17 protein-coding genes and 4 tRNA genes are annotated in these 18,200 nt (G+C 69.1%); 9 read left to right on the top strand and 12 right to left on the bottom strand.

The window, feature by feature from the left end; all coding sequences use genetic code 11:
• Positions 1-208 precede the first annotated feature (208 nt).
• Together tig and AC4D2E_RS05225 are read right to left on the bottom strand one after the other, a co-directional pair.
• Positions 209-1,747 (bottom strand): trigger factor, encoded by a 1,539-nt coding sequence (gene tig / locus AC4D2E_RS05230; protein ID WP_490951860.1) that lies wholly within the window; start codon positions 1,745-1,747, stop codon positions 209-211.
• A 69-nt stretch (positions 1,748-1,816) separates the two neighbouring features.
• Positions 1,817-1,890 (bottom strand) — tRNA-Pro (locus AC4D2E_RS05225).
• Between the two features lie 114 nt (positions 1,891-2,004).
• Between AC4D2E_RS05225 and AC4D2E_RS05220 the strand changes: the two genes are divergently transcribed.
• Positions 2,005-2,075 (top strand) — tRNA-Gly (locus tag AC4D2E_RS05220).
• Between the two features lie 55 nt (positions 2,076-2,130).
• Here the strand turns inward: AC4D2E_RS05220 and AC4D2E_RS05215 are convergent.
• Both AC4D2E_RS05215 and AC4D2E_RS05210 read right to left on the bottom strand, forming a co-directional pair.
• Positions 2,131-3,012, bottom strand: coding sequence for an Fpg/Nei family DNA glycosylase (locus AC4D2E_RS05215; RefSeq protein WP_490951859.1), 882 nt, complete (start codon positions 3,010-3,012; stop codon positions 2,131-2,133).
• Positions 3,005-3,475, bottom strand: coding sequence for a ribose-5-phosphate isomerase (locus AC4D2E_RS05210; RefSeq protein ID WP_104166680.1), 471 nt, complete (start codon positions 3,473-3,475; stop codon positions 3,005-3,007). Before AC4D2E_RS05210 ends, AC4D2E_RS05215 begins: the two co-directional genes overlap by 8 nt.
• Before the next feature lie 217 nt (positions 3,476-3,692).
• Between AC4D2E_RS05210 and pepN the strand changes: the two genes are divergently transcribed.
• The 4 genes from pepN (at position 3,693) to AC4D2E_RS05190 (ending at position 8,042) form a co-directional block, all read left to right on the top strand.
• Positions 3,693-6,245 (top strand): aminopeptidase N, encoded by a 2,553-nt coding sequence (gene pepN, locus AC4D2E_RS05205; RefSeq protein ID WP_490952322.1) that lies wholly within the window; start codon positions 3,693-3,695, stop codon positions 6,243-6,245.
• 80 nt (positions 6,246-6,325) lie between these two features.
• Positions 6,326-6,805: an OsmC family protein gene (locus tag AC4D2E_RS05200; protein ID WP_490951858.1), complete on the top strand. Its 480-nt coding sequence runs from the start codon at positions 6,326-6,328 to the stop codon at positions 6,803-6,805.
• A gap of 110 nt (positions 6,806-6,915) precedes the next feature.
• Positions 6,916-7,551: a mechanosensitive ion channel family protein gene (locus AC4D2E_RS05195; protein ID WP_490951857.1), complete on the top strand. Its 636-nt coding sequence runs from the start codon at positions 6,916-6,918 to the stop codon at positions 7,549-7,551.
• The gene (locus AC4D2E_RS05190) at positions 7,548-8,042 is read left to right on the top strand and encodes a globin (protein WP_490951856.1); all 495 of its coding nucleotides are present in this window, start codon (positions 7,548-7,550) and stop codon (positions 8,040-8,042) included. Before AC4D2E_RS05195 ends, AC4D2E_RS05190 begins: the two co-directional genes overlap by 4 nt.
• 47 nt (positions 8,043-8,089) lie before the next feature.
• Here AC4D2E_RS05190 and AC4D2E_RS05185 read toward each other — a convergent pair whose 3' ends face one another.
• Positions 8,090-8,746, bottom strand: a complete 657-nt coding sequence (locus tag AC4D2E_RS05185) for a DUF8185 domain-containing protein (protein WP_490951855.1) — start codon at positions 8,744-8,746, stop codon at positions 8,090-8,092.
• Positions 8,743-9,216, bottom strand: a complete 474-nt coding sequence (locus AC4D2E_RS05180) for an acyl-CoA thioesterase (protein ID WP_490951854.1) — start codon at positions 9,214-9,216, stop codon at positions 8,743-8,745. Before AC4D2E_RS05180 ends, AC4D2E_RS05185 begins: the two co-directional genes overlap by 4 nt.
• A gap of 186 nt (positions 9,217-9,402) precedes the next feature.
• Here AC4D2E_RS05180 and tesB point away from each other — a divergent pair, with 186 nt between their 5' ends.
• Positions 9,403-10,323 carry an acyl-CoA thioesterase II gene (gene tesB, locus AC4D2E_RS05175; RefSeq protein ID WP_490951853.1) on the top strand — a complete coding sequence of 307 codons (921 nt, stop codon included), beginning with the start codon at positions 9,403-9,405 and terminating at the stop codon, positions 10,321-10,323.
• A gap of 105 nt (positions 10,324-10,428) precedes the next feature.
• On the opposite strand, the gene ettA is transcribed toward tesB, so the two are convergent.
• The 6 genes from ettA to mptB form a co-directional block, all read right to left on the bottom strand.
• Positions 10,429-12,111: an energy-dependent translational throttle protein EttA gene (gene ettA / locus AC4D2E_RS05170; protein WP_104165318.1), complete on the bottom strand. Its 1,683-nt coding sequence runs from the start codon at positions 12,109-12,111 to the stop codon at positions 10,429-10,431.
• 117 nt (positions 12,112-12,228) lie between these two features.
• On the bottom strand, positions 12,229-12,771 hold the full coding sequence (locus AC4D2E_RS05165) for a DUF6993 domain-containing protein (RefSeq protein ID WP_490909480.1): 543 nt from the start codon (positions 12,769-12,771) through the stop codon (positions 12,229-12,231).
• 36 nt (positions 12,772-12,807) lie between these two features.
• A complete protein-coding gene (gene ssb / locus AC4D2E_RS05160) occupies positions 12,808-13,413 on the bottom strand; it encodes a single-stranded DNA-binding protein (protein WP_490951852.1) in 606 nt (201 codons plus the stop codon).
• Between the two features lie 256 nt (positions 13,414-13,669).
• Positions 13,670-13,742 (bottom strand) — tRNA-Arg (locus tag AC4D2E_RS05155).
• A 68-nt stretch (positions 13,743-13,810) separates the two neighbouring features.
• Positions 13,811-14,230, bottom strand: a complete 420-nt coding sequence (locus AC4D2E_RS05150) for a DUF3224 domain-containing protein (protein ID WP_490909484.1) — start codon at positions 14,228-14,230, stop codon at positions 13,811-13,813.
• Between the two features lie 49 nt (positions 14,231-14,279).
• The gene (gene mptB, locus AC4D2E_RS05145; protein ID WP_490951851.1) at positions 14,280-15,800 is read right to left on the bottom strand and encodes a polyprenol phosphomannose-dependent alpha 1,6 mannosyltransferase MptB; all 1,521 of its coding nucleotides are present in this window, start codon (positions 15,798-15,800) and stop codon (positions 14,280-14,282) included.
• A gap of 260 nt (positions 15,801-16,060) precedes the next feature.
• Here mptB and orn point away from each other — a divergent pair, with 260 nt between their 5' ends.
• The 3 genes from orn to AC4D2E_RS05130 all read left to right on the top strand — a co-directional run bounded on the left by orn (position 16,061) and on the right by AC4D2E_RS05130 (position 18,199).
• Entirely contained in the window at positions 16,061-16,663 is a 603-nt protein-coding gene (orn, locus tag AC4D2E_RS05140) for an oligoribonuclease (RefSeq protein ID WP_104165327.1), read from the top strand.
• Positions 16,664-16,801: 138 nt separating this feature from the next.
• A tRNA-His gene (locus AC4D2E_RS05135) sits at positions 16,802-16,874 on the top strand.
• A gap of 152 nt (positions 16,875-17,026) precedes the next feature.
• Positions 17,027-18,199, top strand: coding sequence for an acyl-CoA dehydrogenase family protein (locus tag AC4D2E_RS05130; protein ID WP_104165329.1), 1,173 nt, complete (start codon positions 17,027-17,029; stop codon positions 18,197-18,199).
• The last annotated feature ends 1 nt before the right edge of the window (position 18,200 follow it).

Raw genomic sequence — 18,200 nt, 5'->3', positions numbered from 1 at the left:
CGGCCGACCCGTCCGTTTGTCTCTCCTTGGACACTAACCCGCTGGCGTGACGAATTGCTCCCGCTCCGGGAACTGTTCGCTGACGGCGCACGGTCGTGCCGCGGCCCTCCGGATGCCGTTCGCCGAGGGCTTTCGCCCGTCTCCTCAGGGCTTAAAAAACAGCGGTGCCGCCGCCCGGAGGCTGCGGCACCGCTGGTTGCACTGCTGGCTACTCGGAGGCCGCCTTCTTGCGCGGCGCCCTCTTCTTCTTCGGTGCCTCTGCGGCCTCGGGATCCTCGGCAGCCTCCGGCGCTGCAGCCTCCGGCGCTACGGCCTCGGGGGCCTCGGTCCCGGTCTGCTCGACGTCGGCCACGTCGCCCTCGGGCGCCTCTGCGACCTCGGTCGCCTGACCGTCCTCGACGACGTCCTGCTCGGTCTCGAGGTCCTCCGCGCTGATGGTCTCGGTGTCGTCGCCGACGGGCCGGACGAACTCGCTGAGGTCGACGGAGGCGCCGTTGGTGTCGGTGACCGTGGCGTACTCGAGGACCTTGGCGAGGGCCTTGCGGCGACGCACCTCTCCGACGATCATCGGGACCTGGCCGCTCTGGTCCAGCATCTGGGCGAACTGGTTCGGCTCCATGCCGTACTGACCGGCCGTCGAGACGATGTAGTCGATCAGCTCGGCCTGGCTGACGCCGACCTCTTCCTTCTCGGCGACGGCGTCGAGGATGACCTCGTTCTGGAAGGCACGCTCCGTGTTCGTGCGGATCTCCGCGCGGTGCTCCTCGGTGTCGTGGTCCTCGCCGGCGCTGTGGGCGTTCTCGCCGTTGAAGTGCTGCTCGAGCTGCTCGTCGATGACGCTCGCGGGGACCGGCACGGCGACGAGCTCGACGAGCTTGTCGAGGACCTTGTCGCGCGCCTCGACGCCCTGGTCCATCAGCTTGGACTCGGAGGCCTGCTTCGACAGATCGGCGCGCAGCTCCTCGGCGGTGTCGAACTCCGACGCCAGCTGGGCGAACTCGTCGTCGACCGCGGGGAGCTCGCGCTCCTTGACCGCCTTGACGACGACCTTGACCTGCGCGTCGGCACCTGCGTGCTCGCCGCCGGCCAGCTTGGTCTCGAACGTGGCGTCCTCGTCGGTGGAGAGTCCGGTGACGGCCTCGTCCATGCCCTCGAGCATGGTGCCCGAGCCGATCTGGTAGGACAGGTCCTGGGCGGAGTCGACCTCGTCGTCGCCGACCGACGCGGTCAGGTCGATGGTGAGGAAGTCGCCGTCCTGGGCGGGACGGTCCACGGCGGTCAGGGTGCCGAAGCGACCGCGCAGCTCGTCCATGGCCTTCTGGATGTCCTCGTCGGAGGCCTCGACGGGCTCGACGGTGACCTCGATGCCCTTGTAGTCGGGCAGCTCGATCTCGGGGCGGATGTCCAGTTCGACGCTGAACGTCAGCTGGCCGTCCTTCTTCGCGGGATCGGGGACCTCGGTGATCTCGACCTCGGGGCGGCTGAGCGGGCGGATGCCCGTCTCCTGCACGGCACTCTGGTAGAACCCGTTGAGGCCGTCGTTGATGGCGGTCTCGATGACGTAGCCGCGGCCGACGCGCTGGTCGATGAGCTGCGTGGGAACCTTGCCCTTGCGGAATCCTGGAACCTGCACCTGGGTCGCGATGGTCTTGTAGGCCTCGTCGATGCTGGGCTTCAGTTCCTCGAAAGGTACCTCGACGTTCAGCTTCACCCGGGTGGGGGAAAGGGTTTCAACAGCGCTCTTCACAGCGTAGGACTCCTGAAATGATTGGGATTGGTTCTGCAGCGGAGGCACTTTCCTCATCACACAACAGAGTCGGGGTGACAGGAGTTGAACCTGCGACTTCCTGCTCCCAAAGCAGGCGCTCTACCAAGCTGAGCTACACCCCGTAAGTGCGAGTGCCAGTCTACGCACCTTTACGCTGACCTCGCACATTTGGCGATAGCACGCCGGCTGTGATGTAGTTATAGGCGTTCCACGGGGCACCGAAAGGCGCCCGTTGCGGGGATGTAGCTTAATGGTAAAGCCTCAGTCTTCCAAACTGATTACGCGGGTTCGATTCCCGTCATCCCCTCTTCTCCCGGCCCTGGAGGTCGCATCACCCGGACCCTAGGTCCGGGTTCTTCTCTTTAAACCTCCTGGCACCGCGGGCACCAGTAGACGTTCCGGGCCGCCATCACCGCGGTGAGGATGGGGGTCCCGCAGCGACGGCACGGCTGGCCCGTCCGCTTGTAGACGTAGTGCGGGGCCGAACGCTTCGGCCGCCCGTTCCGCGCCTCCGGGGTCGTCGTGACGATGCGCCCGTCCCGGACCCCGTCCTTCATCAGTCGCACCGTCTCGGCCCAGAGGCCTGCCGCTTCGTCGTCGCGGACCTGCTTGCCCGGTCGCCATGGGTTGATGCCCTGGAGGAACAGCACCTCGGCCCGGTAGATGTTGCCGATCCCTGCGATCACAGCCTGGTTCATCAGCTGGGTGCCCACGGGGGTGATGCTGGACAGGAGTCTCTGCGCGAACCGCGTGCCGTCCGACCGCGGCTGGAGCGGGTCGGGACCGAGTTTCGCGCGGGCCGCCTTCTCCTCGGCCCCCGTGATCACCTCGCACGCGGTGGGTCCCCGGAGGTCCGCCCAGCCGTGCGCCGACACGAACCGGACACGGACGGCGCCGACAGGGGCGGGAGGGCCTGCGTAGCCGAGGGCGACGCCGTCCTCGGAGGGCTGCTCCGACTCCCCCACCCGGCGCGGGGCCCCGATGCTCGAGGCCCCGCGGAACGTCTCGTCGCCGCCGAAGGTCCACGCCCCGTACAGGCCGAGGTGCACGCGCAGGACGCGGCGGTTGTCGAACCGCAGGAACATCTGCTTGCCGTGCGCGAGCGCGCTGACCAGCGTGGCGCCGTCGAGCTGCGCGGCTCCGGCGGCGAAGCGTCCCTGCGGGCTCGAGACGGCGAGGCGCTCACCGGTGAAGACGGAGCCGAACTGCCGGGCGAGCCGGTGGACCGAGTGGCCCTCAGGCAACGCTTCCCGTTTCCTCGAACCGGGCCACCTGAGCGATCCTGCGGCTGTGCCGCTCGGCGCCGCTGAAGGGCTCGGAGAGGAACGCCTCGATGATCGCGGTCGCCTCCTCCACGGAGTGCTGCCGGCCGCCGACCGCGACGACGTTCGCGTCGTTGTGCTGGCGTGCCAGGCGTGCCGTGTCGAGGCTCCAGGCGAGGGCGGCCCGGACGCCGCGCACCTTGTTCGCGGCGATCTGCTCGCCGTTCCCGGAGCCTCCGAGGACGATCCCCAGGGCCCGGGTGCCCGCAGCCTGGTCCGCGACGACGGCCCGCGCAGCGTCGATGCAGAACGAGGGGTAGTCGTCCTCGGGATCGTAGGACGTCGGACCGTGGTCGACGACGTCGTAGCCTGCCGCGGTGAGGTGCGAGAGCAGGTGGGCGCTCAGCTCCATGCCGGCGTGGTCGGTGGCGAGGTGGACGCGCATCATGATCGGTTCCTTCTGGATGGTGCCGGGGAGCGGGCGATGGTCACTGCGGGAGATGTCCGCGCAGCAGGACGGGAGGGTTCCAGCCTAGACCGCGGGGCCGGAGGGGTCGACGTGCGCGGCCGCGCCGGGTGGAGTGAGAGAATCGAACCGCTGCGTAACCCCCATCACATGCGGAGTATCCGTATCCCACCCCTGGAGGCGATCCTTGCCCGGTCTGAACCTGACGCGCGACGAAGCACGCACGCGCGCCGATCTGCTCACCGTCCACTCCTACGAGGTCACCCTCGACCTCACGCGCGGCGAGCGGGTGTTCCGCTCGACGACGGTGGTCTCCTTCGACGCACGCCAGGGCGCCTCGACGTTCATCGACGCCGTGACGGACACCGTGTACCGGGTGGAGCTGAACGGCGTCGCACTGGACCCGGCGGAGGTCGCCGACGGCGTCAGGATCCAGCTTCCCGTGCTGGCCGCCAGCAACGTCCTCGTGGTCGAGGCCGACATGCTCTACATGAACACCGGGGAGGGCCTCCACCGGTTCACCGATCCCGTGGACGGGGAGGTCTACCTGTATACGCAGTTCGAGGTCCCGGACTCCCGCCGCGTGTTCACCGTCTTCGAGCAGCCCGACCTGAAGTCGACGTTCCGCTTCTCGGTCACCGCGCCCTCGCACTGGGACGTCATCTCGAACACCGCCACCCCGGATCCCGTCCGGGCGGGATCCGACGCCGACGGCGGCGCCGCCTCCACGTGGTCCTTCGAGCCCACACCGGTCATGTCCTCCTACGTGACGGCGCTGATCGCGGGGCCCTACCAGTCGGTGCGCAGCGAGCTGACGAGCTCGGACGGCCGCACCATCCCGCTCGGGGTGTTCGCCCGCAAGTCCCTCATGCAGTACCTGGACGCGGAGAACATCTTCGCCCTGACGCGCCAGGGCTTCGCGTTCTACGAGGAGCAGTTCGGCGCCCCGTACCCGTTCGCGAAGTACGACCAGCTGTTCGTGCCCGAGTTCAACGCCGGCGCCATGGAGAACGCGGGCGCCGTCACCTTCGTCGAGACCTACGTCTTCCGGGGACGCGTCCCCGACGCGACCGTCGAGCGGCGCGCCATCACGATCCTCCACGAACTGGCCCACATGTGGTTCGGCGACCTCGTCACCATGCGCTGGTGGAACGACCTCTGGCTGAACGAGTCCTTCGCGGAGTTCATGTCCACCCTCGCGGCCGCCGAGGCCACGGAGTTCGAGCAGGCGTGGACCACGTTCGCGATCCTCGAGAAGGGCTGGGCCTACCGCCAGGACCAGCTGCCCTCCACCCATCCGATCGTCGCGACGATCAACGACCTCGAGGACGTCCAGGTCAACTTCGACGGCATCACCTACGCGAAGGGCGCGTCGGTGCTCAAGCAGCTGGTGGCCTGGGTGGGCCAGGAAGAATTCATGCAGGGCGTGCGCCAGTACTTCGCGAAGCACTCCTGGAAGAACACCGAGCTGGTGGACCTGCTGTCCGAGCTCGAGGCAGCCAGCGGCCGCGACCTGAAGGCGTGGTCCGCCCTCTGGCTGGAGACCGCCGGCGTCAACACGCTCCGCCCCGAGTTCACCACGGACGGGACCGGTACGATCACCTCGTTCGCGATCCTCCAGAGCGCGGTCGAGGCGTTCCCGACCATCCGGCCCCACCGCCTCGCGGTCGGCTTCTACGACCACGACGACGACGGCGCGCTCGTCCGGGTGCACCGGCTGGAGCTCGACGTCGACGGCGAGCGCACGGAGGTCGCGGATCTCGTGGGACGCAGGCAGCCGGCCCTCGTGCTCCTGAACGACGACGACCTCGCCTACGCGAAGATCCGCCTCGACCCGGCGTCCCTGCGCACCTCCGTGCGCCACGTCAGGGATTTCCGGGACTCACTCCCCCGCACCCTCGTCCTCGCCTCGGCGTGGGACGCGGCCCGCGACGGCGAGACGCCGGCACGCGACTACGTGGAGCTCGTGCTGCAGAACATCGGGGCGGAGTCGGATTCGTCCGTGGTGCTCGTGCTGCTCCGGCAGCTCGCCTCGACCCTCGCGTTCTACGTCACCCCGGAGGACCGGGAGCCGATGGGCGACGCCGCGGCGGACAGCCTGCTGGAGCTCGCCCTTGCCGCCGAGGCGGGCTCCGATGCCCAGCTGCAGTTCACGAAGGCCTTCTCGGCCCACGCCCGCACGGCCCCCCAGCTGGACACCGTCGCGGCGCTGCTCTCCGGTGAGCGCGTCCCCGAGGGGCTCAGCGTGGACCAGGACCTGCGGTGGGAGCTGCTCACCAGCCTGGTGGCCGGCGGGCGCGCCGGGGAGCAGGAGATCGACGGGGAGCTCGCGAAGGACTCGACGGCCACCGGCCAGCTCGCGGCGGCCGCGGCCCGCGCGGCCGTGCCGACGCCGGAGGCCAAGGAGGCCGCCTGGGCGGCACTCGTCGATTCGGCGGACCTGCCGAACGCCGCGCAGCGGTCCATGATCGGCGGGTTCACGCGCGTCCACGACCGGTCGCTGCTGGAGCCCTTCGTCGGACGGTACTTCGCCTCCATCCAGGAGGTCTGGGCGACCCGCACGCACGAGATCGCCCAGCAGATCGTCGTGGGCCTCTACCCGTCGCTCCTGACCACGCAGGACACGCTGGACCGCACCGACGCCTTCCTCGCCGCGCTCGGCGACGAGTCGCCGTCGCTCCGGCGCCTCGTGCTGGAGAGCCGGGACGGCGTCGTCCGCGCCCTGAAGGCGCAGGCCGCCGACCGCTAGGTACTCGCCGGCGGGGAGGACCATCGTCCTCCCCGCCGCGCGTTCCGCGCGGTCCGGGGCGCCGGCGCTAGGGTCGTGTCATGAACCTGCAGGAACACCACTACACGGCGCGCGTCCGCTGGACCGGGAACCTCGGCACCGGGACCTCCGGATACCGTGCCTACAGCCGCGACCACGAGGTGGACGTGGACGGCCCGGGCCTCCTCCTGGGGACGGCGGACCCCACGTTCCACGGAGCGAAGGACCGCTGGAATCCCGAGCAGCTGCTGCTGACCGCCGTCGCGCAGTGCCACATGCTGTCCTATCTCCACGTCGCGGTGAAGGCGGGCGTCGTGGTCACGGGCTACCGGGACACGGCGACGGGCACCATGCGCCTGAACCGGGACGGCAGCGGCGAGTTCACCGGGATCGTGCTGCACCCCGCCGTCGACCTGCAGGACGCGGGCCAGAGCGGCCTCGCGGATTCCCTGCACGCGGAGGCGAACCGCCTGTGCTTCATCGCGCGGTCCCTGAACTTCCCGGTCCATCATGAACCCACCTCCGGCGCGGGCCCGGGCTGAGGACGACAGGACCACAGGGCAACCCCCTCCGCTGTAGCCTGTTAAGGCATCCCCGCGCCTACCGCGCCCACCTTCGGCGGACCCCGGATGCCCGCACGAAAGCGATTCCCATGACATTCCTCACCTCCCTCGGCTATGGCGGCCAGGTCATCTCCGCGCTGGTCATCCTGCTCGGCGCCCTGATCCTGTGGCTCGTGATCCGCGCCGTGATCAACCGCTCGGTCAAGCGCGTCCAGAGCGGCTACAGCGTCTTCAAGAAGCCGCACCTCAAATGGGCCCAGCCCGCGCTGCGCCCCTTCGACGGCGCCCGGCGGGTCCAGCGTGCGGAGACGATCGGCGGCCTGCTCTCCAGCGTGGCGGCCCTGACCATCGCGATCATCGCGGGCCTGATGGCCATCGACACACTCGGCTTCAACATCGGGCCCATACTCGCGAGCGTCGGCATCGTCGGCATCGCCATCGGTTTCGGTGCGCGCGAGGTGATCCGCGACGCCTTCCTCGGGTTCTTCATCACGATCGAGGACCAGTACGGCATCGGCGACACCATCGAGGTGGGAGAGACCGTCGGCGTGGTCCAGTCCCTCGGCCTGCGCATCACCCGCATGGTCGATAAGGACGGAGCCATCTGGTACGTGCGGAACGGCGACATCACCAAGGTGGGCAACCGGTCCCAGGGCGACTACGTGGAGCCGACCCCCGAACCCGCCGTCCCGGCAGGACCCGCCCTCGTCCAGGAGCAGTCATGAGCGCGCAGGAGAACCCGGCACAGGCACCGGACGGGACTCCCCCCGCAGGGGCACGGACGGCCCTGCCCGTGGAGCGGCTCGTCGCCGCCGGGCAGGGCTTCACCCAGCCGCAGTACACGGACAACTTCTACGAGGCCGTCGGAGGCCACCCCACGTTCGTACGGCTGGTCGACGCCTTCTACGACGGCGTGGCGGCCGACGACGTGCTGCGTCCCATGTATCCGGAGCAGGATCTCGGTCCGGCGAAGGAGCGCCTGCTGCTGTTCCTCGAGCAGTACTGGGGCGGGCCGAAGACCTACGGTGAGCAGCGGGGCCATCCGAGGCTCCGCATGCGGCACATGCCGTTCCGGGTGGGGCCGCAGGCACGCGACCGGTGGCTGCAGCACATGCGCGCCGCCATGGACACCCTGGACCTCGCCCCCCTGCACGAGACGACCCTGTGGGACTACCTCGAGCGCGCCGCGCATTCGATGGTGAACGCAGCGGACTGACGTCAGCCGGTCAGAGGACGGCGGCGGCGCGGACGAACGTCAGCCGGTCAGAGGACGGCGGCGGCGCGGACGAGGACGTGGCCGCGCGCAGTGCTGACACGTGACCAGCGCCCGTTCGTGTGGACGGTCGCCGACGTCCCGGGCTGGAGGAAGCCGAGGCTGAACGCGCCGAAGGCCGCCCCGGCCGGGACCGCGCCGGGCACCCCCGCCAGGGGGCGCCCCCATACCGCGATCCTCGCGCTGCTCACCAGGGGTGCGCCCGCGCGCTCGGGCAGGCTGCGGGCCACCTCCCCGATGCCCTGCTGCGCAGCCTGGTCGAGGACCTCGGCCGCCACGGTCCCCGCCGCTTCCCATCCCGACCGCGGAGGAAGGACGCCTGCCCAGTTCTCGGTGACCGTCACGGTGGGGACGGGGAACACGACGTCGCCGTCGGGCATGCGGGCGAGCCGGTCGAGGACCGAGCCGAGCGCGACCGTGGTGTCGACGTCGGCCTCCTCCGCGAGGGCCATGGTCCTGAGCCCCAGCACGGTGGGGACGGCCTCGCCGAGCACGGTCGGGCGGAGCGTGCACACGTACGCGGCGAGCACCCGGCCGGCGCCCACGAGCCTCATCCCGCCGTCGTCGTTGGCGCGGGCACGGGCGGTGAAGGTGCGGAGGTCGGCGACGGTGTGCGGGTCCGCGAAGCGCAGGGACGAGGAGGTCATGCCCGCGTGCCGCCCCGCGCACGGCGGAAGGGAACGGGCGGTCCCTGCCAGGACAGGAGGATGGCCTTCTGCGTGCCGGACAGCCTCACCGGACGACCGGTGCTGCGGCTGACCATCACCATGGTGGTCGCGGCGATCGCACTCACGGTGCTCCCGTCCACCGCCACCCGGTCCCGGACCGCGTAGCCGAGGTCGAAGCTGGAGCCGCCCACCGCGGTGACCCAGAGATCGACGGCGGCCGGCTCCATGCTCACGGTCAGCGGCGAGCGGTACTCGATCTCCTGGCGGCCCACGAGCGTGTAGTGGTCGGGGTCGATGAGCTCGATGAACGACCCCTCAGGCCGCGGCTCGTGCATCAGCGACAGGCGCGCGTCCTCGAGGAACTGGAGGAAGCGGACGTTGTTGACGTGGCCGTAGGAATCCTCGTCGCCGAACCGCAGCTGAAGGGGGAAGGTGTGCACCGGGGACATAGCGCCATCCTCTCAAACCCGGCCACCACCCGACGATTCGCCGTGGCCCGCGGATCCGGGTGTGAGGAACACCATGGGCGGGGCCGCGTGCCCGTATTGAGTGCGCATGGAGCGGCGTCTACTGTCAGTAGATGCCCGGGAGCGCACCGCTTCCCCCGCCCCCGCCCTACGAGGAGACACCGAACCATGGCAGAACACGCGCCAGCATCAGAGGCACCGGCGCGGGGAGCGCAGGCGAAGGACCCCACCCGGGCCCTCCTGGATCTGCTCGACCTGAGCAGCGCGGAGGGGGCGCAGACGGACGAGGAGATCTATGTGGGGAGCTCCGCCCGGCAGCCGAGCCGGCGCGTCTTCGGCGGCCAGGTGCTCGCGCAGTCACTGATCGCGGCGATGCGGACGGTCGAGCCGACGCGGGACGTCCACTCCATGCACGGCTACTTCCTGCGGGCGGGCGACGCCGACCAGCCCATCACGTTCGGCGTCCAGCGCCTGCGTGACGGGCGGTCGTTCTCCGCCCGCCGCACGCACGCCTACCAGAACGGCGTGCCCATCCTGTCCATGATCGCGTCCTTCCAGGAGCCCGACGAGGGCATCACCCACCAGGACACGATGCCCGCCGGCATCCCCGACCCCGAGAGCCTGCCGTCGACGGCCGAATTGCTCGGCGCCTTCGACCACCCTGTCGCGCAGGCGTGGGCCTTCGACCGGCCGTTCGACATCCGGCACGTCGACGCCCCGCTCTACCTGTCCAACGAGGGGTCACGGGAACCCCGGAACGCGGTCTGGATGCGGAGCCTCGGACCCATGCCGGACGATCCGAACATCCACCGGGCCGCCCTCGCGTACGCGAGCGACTACACCCTGCTCGAATCGATCCTGCGACCGCACGGCCTGAGCTGGATCCATCCCGGCATGAACGTGGCAAGCCTCGACCACGCGATGTGGTGGCACCGACCCGTGCGGGTGGACGACTGGCTGCTCTACGTGCAAAGCTCCCCCAGTGCGTCCGGCTCGCGCGGGCTCGCCGCCGGCCGCATCTACGATCGCAGCGGTGCACTGGTCGCGAGCGTGGCCCAGGAGGGCATGGTCAGGATCCCGCCCGGCTGACCTCCACGCCTGCACCACCCAGGAAAGAAGGGACACGGCTGGAGCCGTGTCCCTTCCGCTGTCCGCTTCCGCCGGTCAGCTGCTTCCGGCCGGTGCGGGCTCCTGCTAGTCGCGCGTGAGGCGGCGGTGCGTGACGCGATGCGGCTTCGCGGCGTCGGCTCCGAGCCGTTCCACCTTGTTCTGCTCGTAGGCGTCGAAGTTGCCCTCGAACCAGTACCAGTGGTCCGGGTTCTCCTCGGTGCCCTCGTAGGACAGGATGTGGGTGGCCACCCGGTCGAGGAACCAGCGGTCGTGCGAGACGACGACGGCGCAGCCGGGGAACTCGAGCAGGGCGTTCTCGAGGCTCGAGAGCGTCTCGACGTCGAGGTCGTTGGTCGGTTCGTCGAGGAGCAGCAGGTTGCCACCCTGCTTCAGGGTCATCGCGAGGTTCAGCCTGTTGCGCTCACCACCGGAGAGGACACCGGCCTTCTTCTGCTGGTCCGGTCCCTTGAAGCCGAACGCCGACACGTACGCGCGCGAGGGCATCTCGACCTGGCCCACCTGGATGAAGTCGAGGCCGTCGGACACGACCTCCCACAGGCTCTTGTTGGGGTCGATGCCGCCGCGGGACTGGTCCACGTAGGAGATCTTCACCGAATCGCCGATCCGCAGTTCGCCGCCGTCGAGGGGTTCCAGACCCACGATGGTCTTGAACAGCGTCGTCTTGCCGACGCCGTTCGGGCCGATGACGCCGACGATCCCGTTGCGCGGCAGCGAGAAGGACAGGCCGTCGATGAGGATGCGCTCGTCGTATCCCTTGCGGAGGTCGTGCGCCTCGATGACCTGGCTGCCGAGCCTGGGGCCCGGCGGGATCTGGATCTCCTCGAAGTCGAGCTTCCGGGTACGCTCCGCCTCCGCCGCCATCTCCTCGTACCGGTTCAGGCGTGCCTTGGACTTCGTCTGGCGTCCCTTGGCGTTCGACCGGACCCATTCGAGTTCCTCGGTCAGGCGCCGGGAGAGCTTCTGGTCCTTCTTGCCCTGCACCTCGAGGCGCGCGCGCTTCTTCTCGAGGTAGGTCGAGTAGTTGCCCTCGTAGGGGTACAGGTGACCGCGGTCCACCTCCGCGATCCATTCGGCGACATGGTCGAGGAAGTAGCGATCGTGGGTGACGGCGAGGACGGCGCCGGCGTAGGACTTCAGGTGCTGCTCCAGCCACAGCACGCTCTCGGCGTCGAGGTGGTTGGTGGGCTCGTCGAGGAGGAGCAGATCCGGCTTCTGCAGCAGCAGCTTGCAGAGCGCCACCCGGCGGCGCTCACCACCGGAGAGGACACGGACGTCGGCCTCGGGCGGCGGGCAACGGAGGGCGTCCATGGCCTGCTCGAGCTGGGAGTCGAGGTCCCACGCGTCCGCGGCGTCGATGGCCTCCTGCAGCTTGCCCATCTCGTCGAGCAGTGTGTCGTAGTCGGCGTCCGGGGAGGCCATTTCCTCGGAGATTTCGTTGAAACGCTGGATCTTCCCGAAGATCTCGCCGACGCCCTCCTGGACGTTGCCGAGCACGGTCTTCTCCTCGTTCAGCGGTGGCTCCTGCAGGAGGATGCCGACCGTGTACCCGGGGCTGAGGCGCGCTTCGCCGTTGGACGGCGTATCCATGCCTGCCATGATCTTCAGGATGGTGGACTTACCCGCACCATTCGGCCCCACGACACCGATCTTCGCGCCAGGGAAGAACGACATGCTGACGTCGTCGAGGATTACTTTGTCGCCAACGGCCTTGCGGGCCTTGCTCATTGTGTAGATAAATTCCGCCATGCACCTAAGGCTAGTGGTTGGCCGGACCGATCTCACACTCGGGTGATCCGGGCGGGTAACCGTCGGGCCGCCCGGGTCCCCGAATCGGCGCCGCTTCGGATCGGCGCCCTCTCCGGATCAGCGCTGGTCACCGACGAAGCACAGGCCGGAGGCGAGCGCGGGAAGGACCGCGACGGTCACCGTCCCTTCGCGCACCTCCCCGAAGACGCAGCTCCCGTCGATCAGACCGGCGCCCTGGATCGCGTCGACGTCCAGCCCGGTGGGCGTGCTGTCGATGGACACCTCGACCGATGCCGGAGCGGCGCCCGCCTCCGCGAAGCCCCGCTCGATGGCGGCCCGGACCCCCTCACGGGTGACCGCGTCTCCACCACTCGCCAGGCTGGTGAGCTCGCCTTCGACAGCGCGGGCGATGCCCGGCGTGTCCCCGTCCGGAGCGGCCGGTGCGGACGCCGAGGAGGGCGTCGCGGATACGCCGTCGCCGGGCGACGTCGGGGCCGGGCGGAGTTCCGCTGCCCCGGAAGTGGGTGCGGTGCCCGATGGGTCCGGCGCCCCGACGGGCCTGTCCGTGCAGGAGGTGAGGCCGAGGGTCAGTCCGACAGCGAGCGCCACGATCACCCGAACCGTTCGGTCGGGCCAGGTATGAGGGAAGTCAGCAGGCACCCGCTCATCCTGCCACCGATCGCCCGTCGGCCCCTGCTAGAACGGGACGGACTCCTCCTCGCGGGCGTCCTCGTCACCGCCCGCCTCCTCCGCCGGAGGACTGTCCCCCGCGCCCGAGCCGTCGTCGTCCCGATCCGCGGCGACACCCGGAGCCGGCCCGAACAGCTCCCCCGTGGCCGCGTCCATGCCGGCGGGAAGGGCATCCCCGGCCGGATCACCGCCGGCGGGATCACCGCCGGCGGGATCGTCCGGGCCGGCGTCGGTGTGCGCCTCGCTGCGGTCGGCCGTGGTGCGCTTGAAGTTCGCGGTGCCCCACATGAGGTCGTGTCCGGCGGTGTCGGCGTCGATGTCGACGGACGTCCCCGTCCGGCCGTCCGCGTTGATCCACGGGCGCACCTTGAGCCGACCGGTGACGATCACACGATCGCCCTTCTTCAGGCTGGCGCCGGCGTTGGTGGCGAGCTGGCGGAACATGGATACCGAGTACCAGTTCGTGTGTCCGTCCACCCAGGCGTTCGACTCCCTGTCGAAGCGGCGGTCGGTGGAGCACATACGGAACCCGGCGACGGCCAGTCCGCTCTGCGCCGAGGTGAGCCGCACGTCCGTGGCGACGTAGCCCCGCACGGTGATGATGTCGGTCATGATTCGTCCTTCCGTAGATCCCGGTAGGCGGCGTCCGGTGCCGGCCCCGACCAAGTCTTCGGACGGGAAGCCTCTGACGGGGAGGCTGTCGGCCCTATGTGGACAACCGAGCTCACTGCTGCCGGATGACCGCACGGCGCGGCAGGCCTGCCGGCCCGGACGTCGCAGGACGGCGAACCCTCAATGCGAGGAACGGGCAATATGACCGACGGGCAATGCGAAGGGCCGGACGCCTCGGCGTCCGGCCCTCATGCTGTGCCCCCGGCAGGATTCGAACCTGCGACCAGAGGATTAGAAGGCCCCTGCTCTATCCCCTGAGCTACGGAGGCAGTCAAGCCAGTTTACTATGGGCGGTCCGGCGCTGGACCGACCGCAATCGCGGGCCGGCCCGGAAGGCCTACTCGGTGTCGGCGGGGAAGCTGACCCTCAGTTCCAGCCGGTGCTGCCCGTCCGGGTCCTGGGAGTAGATGGCCTTGCCCGCGATGCCGCGGAGCCCGTCCGTCCCGGAGCCGGGGATGATGTGCCCCGAACTCGCGGCATCAGCGCCCTCGGCGACGCCCCAGTGCTGCACCGTCATGGCGCCCGTCCGGTCCCCGACGGTCCCGACGAACTGTTCGGACGCGACGTAGCCCGCGCCGACGTCGTTCCCTGCCATCAGCAGTTCCGCCGTACTGGTCCCGGTGATCTCGCCCTCGAAGACCTTCGAGGCCCGAACGCGGGAGAGCTCGCCCGTGCTGCCGGGCTCCGCATACGGCTCGGCATCCCAGTGGGTGATCTCGAACTCGCCGTTGTACGTCGTCGTTCCTGTTTCAATCATCTGTTCAGTATCGCCGGTCAGGGACGGTCCCGCATGCCGGGATGCGGGGTCAGTGCGTCAGGCCGGGCGTGGACGGCCGATACCGCCGGAGGAACAGGACCTTGGTGCTGCGGTCGATGAACACGAGGTAGAGCGCGAATCCGAGCGCGATGACGGCCGCGATCTGACGCGCCATCATGAGGCTGAAGTCGAAGTACGGGAAGATGTCGAGCTGGTCCGAGATGGCGTACACCATGAAGAACGCGACCGTGAAGTAGAGGAACTTCACCTGCCAGTCGTCGCGGATGCCGGTGACCGCGAAGAGCGGGATCAGCCAGACCACGTACCAGGACTGGATCATCGGCGCCAGCAGCACGATGGCCGCGAACGCGATGGCGAGCCGGTGGACGAGGCGGCTGTGGTCGCCGCGGAAGATCTGGAGGGCGATGATCGCGAGCGAGGCCACCCGGGCGAGGGTGTGGAAGGCGCCGGCGAGGTCCCAGCCGGGCAGGCCGACGGCGTCGCCGAGCGAGGCGATGACGAGGCCGATGAAGCCGACCGGCGCGTACCAGATCCAGACGCTGCCCGGGGTGCTGAGGGCGCCGACCCAGCCGAACCCGAAGGTGTTCACCAGCCCCATGATCCAGAGGAGCCCGAGCGACATGCCGGCGGTGAGGAACCAGTAGAGGAACCGGCGTGGCCAGGAGGCACCCCTGCCCGCCCACATCAGGCCGGCGAAGGGCAGGAAGATCAGCGTGATCGGCTTGATGCCGATCGAGAGCGTGATCAGGAGGATCCCGAGGACGGGCCTTTTCGTCGCTGCCAGGTACAGCCCCGCCAGGGCGAGACCGATCATGAGCGAATCGTTGTGGATGGCCGCCACGAAGTTGATGAGGAACAGCGGGTTGGCGGCGGTGAGCCAGAGGGCGCGATTCGCATTGATGGAGTGGAGGGCCGCGAGCTTGGGGATGACGTAGACACACAGGGCCACTCCCACGAGCGCGACGACGCGGAACAGGATGATCGAGGTATCCGGGTGGCCGCCCGTGATCCTGACGATGCCTTCCTCGATCCAGAGGAAAACAGGCCCGTAGGGTGTGGGGCTCTGCGCCCACAGGTCGTCGGCACCGATCTGCAGGTAGTTCGAGATCTGCGAATACCCGTCGACATAGGGGTTGAGCCCGGCCACCATGACCTGGCCCTGGGCGATGTACGCGAAGACGTCGCGACTGAAGAGCGGTAGCGCGGCAGCGAGCGGGATGGTCCACGCGACGATGGCGGTCATCAGGTACGGTCTCGTGTCGTCCGACCAGCCGTTCAGTCGCTGTCCCAACCGCAGCCAGGAGCGGACGAGGAGCATGCCGCCGAGCGCCAGGAGGAGCACGGAGAGCACGGCGCCGGCAGGCTCGAAACGGAGCCAGATGATGATCGGGGTGCGCCTCAGTTCGGCGGACGCGAGCGACAGCCACCCGACGCCGAGCGACCCCATCCACATGAGGAGTGATCCGACGAATCCCTGCACGATGGCGATGTTCGGTCGGTCCGGTCCCTGCTGCGTCGCGACCTCGGAGAGCGGGACCTGGGAGGGCATCGGGGAAATCCAATCGTCGGCAGGCAGAAGTCGGCGTCGAACGCCCCGTCCTCGGGCCGTCGGCCGGTGACGACCCGACGGCGGGCGGCCCGCGAGCGGTGCCCTTACCGGAAGCGGCAGGGTTTCCCAGATCTCCCCGCAGCCCTGAGCGAACTGTTCGAATATTAGCACCGGGCCCCGAGCGCGACCCTGTACGAGCCGCGGTGAGGGCGTGCAGGGTCGGGCACGGAAGCAGGGGTGCCGGGCGGTACATTGGTCGAATGCCGATATCGAATGACCCCATCGTCTGGATCGACTGCGAGATGACGGGGCTGGACCTCATCAACGATGCCCTGATCGAGGTCGCCGTCCTCGTGACGGATTCCGAGCTCAATGTGCTCGGGGACGGCGTGGACGTGGTGATCAAGCCCACACCCGAGGCCGTCGCCCAGATGGGTGACTTCGTGCGGACGATGCACACGACGTCGGGCCTGCTGGAGGAGCTCGACGGCGGCATCACCATGGAGGACGCCGAGCAGCAGGTCCTCGCGTACATCCGGAAGTGGGTCCCCGAGCCCCGCAAGGCTCAGCTGGCAGGCAACTCGGTGGGCACGGACCGGAACTTCCTCGTCCGGGACATGCCGCTGGTCGTCGACCACCTGCACTACCGCGTCATCGACGTGTCGACCATCAAGGAACTGGCCCGTCGGTGGTACACACGCGCCTACTTCCAGGCTCCCGCGAAGACCGGCGGCCACCGGGCCCTGGGGGACATCGAGGATTCGATCAGGGAACTGCGGTACTACCGGTCGGCGGTCTTCGTGCCGTCCCCCGGACCCGACTCCGCCACGAGCAAGAACATCGCGCGCACCATCGCGTCCTGAGGGCTCCGGCGGCGCCCCCGAGGTGCTCCTGCGGCGTTGTCAGGACCACACCGAAAAGTGTGTAAACTTGTATCCGCTGCCTTCCACGGACAGCCCGGCGGGGTCACCCGGCACCGGGGTGCGCTGTGGAGACACATGGTGGGTATAGCTCAGTTGGCAGAGCGCCTGGTTGTGGTCCAGGAGGTCGCGGGTTCAACCCCCGTTACTCACCCTCAGTCGTCAGGGATGATCCTGACCACGTATGCCGTCCCGGAGATCGTCCGGGGCGGCATACGTCATTCAGGCCCCATCAAGCCCAAGCCCTGGAGAACGGCCGTCCCGGCCTGCGCCTTCACGGCTGCGAGCATCCGAAGGACCCACGTCATGGAACGCACAGTGTTCGAAGAAGATCACGAGCTCTTCCGCGATGTCGCCCGCGAGTTCAACGACCGCGCCGTCGCTCCCCACTACGCCGACTGGGACCGGCAGCACCTGATGGACCGCTCGGTCTGGACCGCGGCGGGTGAACAGGGACTGCTCGGGCTCGCCGTCCCCGAGGAGTTCGGCGGAGCGGGGATGCCGGACTACCGGTTCCGGACGGTGCTGGACGAGGAGTTCGCCCGCAGCAATCACCTCGCCGTCGGCCTCGCCTTCCACCTGCACGACGATCTCGTCCTCCCGCACCTGCTCGCCTACGGTTCGGACGACCTCAAGGAGCGGTGGCTGCCGGGCATGGTCTCCGGTGAGATCGTGACGTCCTGCGCGTGGACCGAGCCGGGAGCCGGCAGCGATCTCCGTGGCATCCGGACCAGGGCGGTACGCGACGGCGACGACTGGCTGATCAGCGGTCAGAAGGTGTTCATCGGCAACGGGATCAGCGGGGACGCGTCCCTCGTGCTCGCGCGCACCGATGGCAGCTCCGGACGGGGCTCGAGCGACTCGTTCTCCCTGTTCATGGTGAGCAAGGGCGAGGGCTATGCGCCCGGCCGCCAGCTGGACAAGATGGGCCTCCGCGCATCCGACACCGCCGAGCTCTTCTTCGACGACGTGCGCGTACCCGGCGCCGATCTCGTGGGCGAGGTGGGCCAGGGCCTGCGCTACAGCCTCGAGCAGATCCCGCAGGGCCGCCTCGGCATCGCCGTCGCCTCCGCCGCGCTCGCGCGCGCAACCTACGAGCAGACGCTGCGGTACGTGACCGAGCGGAGTGCGTTCGGCGAGCGGGTGCTCGATTTCCAGAACACCCGCCACGTGCTCGCCGACATCCTCACCGAGGTGCAGGTGACGGAGACCTTCGTCGATCAGGCGGTGCTGGCCTTCAACGCCGGCGCACTGACGCCCACGGGCGCCGCCCAGGCCAAACTATGGGCGAGTGAGCGGGCCAAGTCCATCACGGACCGCTGCCTCCAGTTGCACGGCGGGTACGGCTACATCCTCGAATACCCGGTCTCGCAGGCGTTCCTCGCCGCGCGGCTGCTGACGATCTTCGGCGGGACCAGCGAGATCATGCGCGAGTCCATCGGCCGATCGATCGCTGACCGCCCCACCCAGAACAGGTAGG

The organism is Arthrobacter sp. TJ-265, from assembly GCF_058269135.1.
The sequence above is the reverse complement of the archived record's forward strand: the minus strand, read 5'-3'. Positions and strand labels throughout refer to the sequence as shown.

What these genes read in the sequence shown, in the direction of transcription:
- AC4D2E_RS05210 (WP_104166680.1), bottom strand. Translation starts at nt 3,475, where the DNA reads ATGCGCGTCCACCTCGCCACCGACCACGCCGGCATGGAGCTGAGCGCC.
- AC4D2E_RS05200 (WP_490951858.1), top strand. Translation starts at nt 6,326, where the DNA reads ATGAACCTGCAGGAACACCACTACACGGCGCGCGTCCGCTGGACCGGG.
- AC4D2E_RS05195 (WP_490951857.1), top strand. Translation starts at nt 6,916, where the DNA reads ATGACATTCCTCACCTCCCTCGGCTATGGCGGCCAGGTCATCTCCGCG.
- AC4D2E_RS05190 (WP_490951856.1), top strand. Translation starts at nt 7,548, where the DNA reads ATGAGCGCGCAGGAGAACCCGGCACAGGCACCGGACGGGACTCCCCCC.
- AC4D2E_RS05185 (WP_490951855.1), bottom strand. Translation starts at nt 8,746, where the DNA reads ATGACCTCCTCGTCCCTGCGCTTCGCGGACCCGCACACCGTCGCCGAC.
- AC4D2E_RS05180 (WP_490951854.1), bottom strand. Translation starts at nt 9,216, where the DNA reads ATGTCCCCGGTGCACACCTTCCCCCTTCAGCTGCGGTTCGGCGACGAG.
- tesB (WP_490951853.1), top strand. Translation starts at nt 9,403, where the DNA reads ATGGCAGAACACGCGCCAGCATCAGAGGCACCGGCGCGGGGAGCGCAG.
- ettA (WP_104165318.1), bottom strand. Translation starts at nt 12,111, where the DNA reads ATGGCGGAATTTATCTACACAATGAGCAAGGCCCGCAAGGCCGTTGGC.
- ssb (WP_490951852.1), bottom strand. Translation starts at nt 13,413, where the DNA reads ATGACCGACATCATCACCGTGCGGGGCTACGTCGCCACGGACGTGCGG.
- AC4D2E_RS05150 (WP_490909484.1), bottom strand. Translation starts at nt 14,230, where the DNA reads ATGATTGAAACAGGAACGACGACGTACAACGGCGAGTTCGAGATCACC.
- mptB (WP_490951851.1), bottom strand. Translation starts at nt 15,800, where the DNA reads ATGCCCTCCCAGGTCCCGCTCTCCGAGGTCGCGACGCAGCAGGGACCG.
- orn (WP_104165327.1), top strand. Translation starts at nt 16,061, where the DNA reads ATGCCGATATCGAATGACCCCATCGTCTGGATCGACTGCGAGATGACG.
- AC4D2E_RS05130 (WP_104165329.1), top strand. Translation starts at nt 17,027, where the DNA reads ATGGAACGCACAGTGTTCGAAGAAGATCACGAGCTCTTCCGCGATGTC.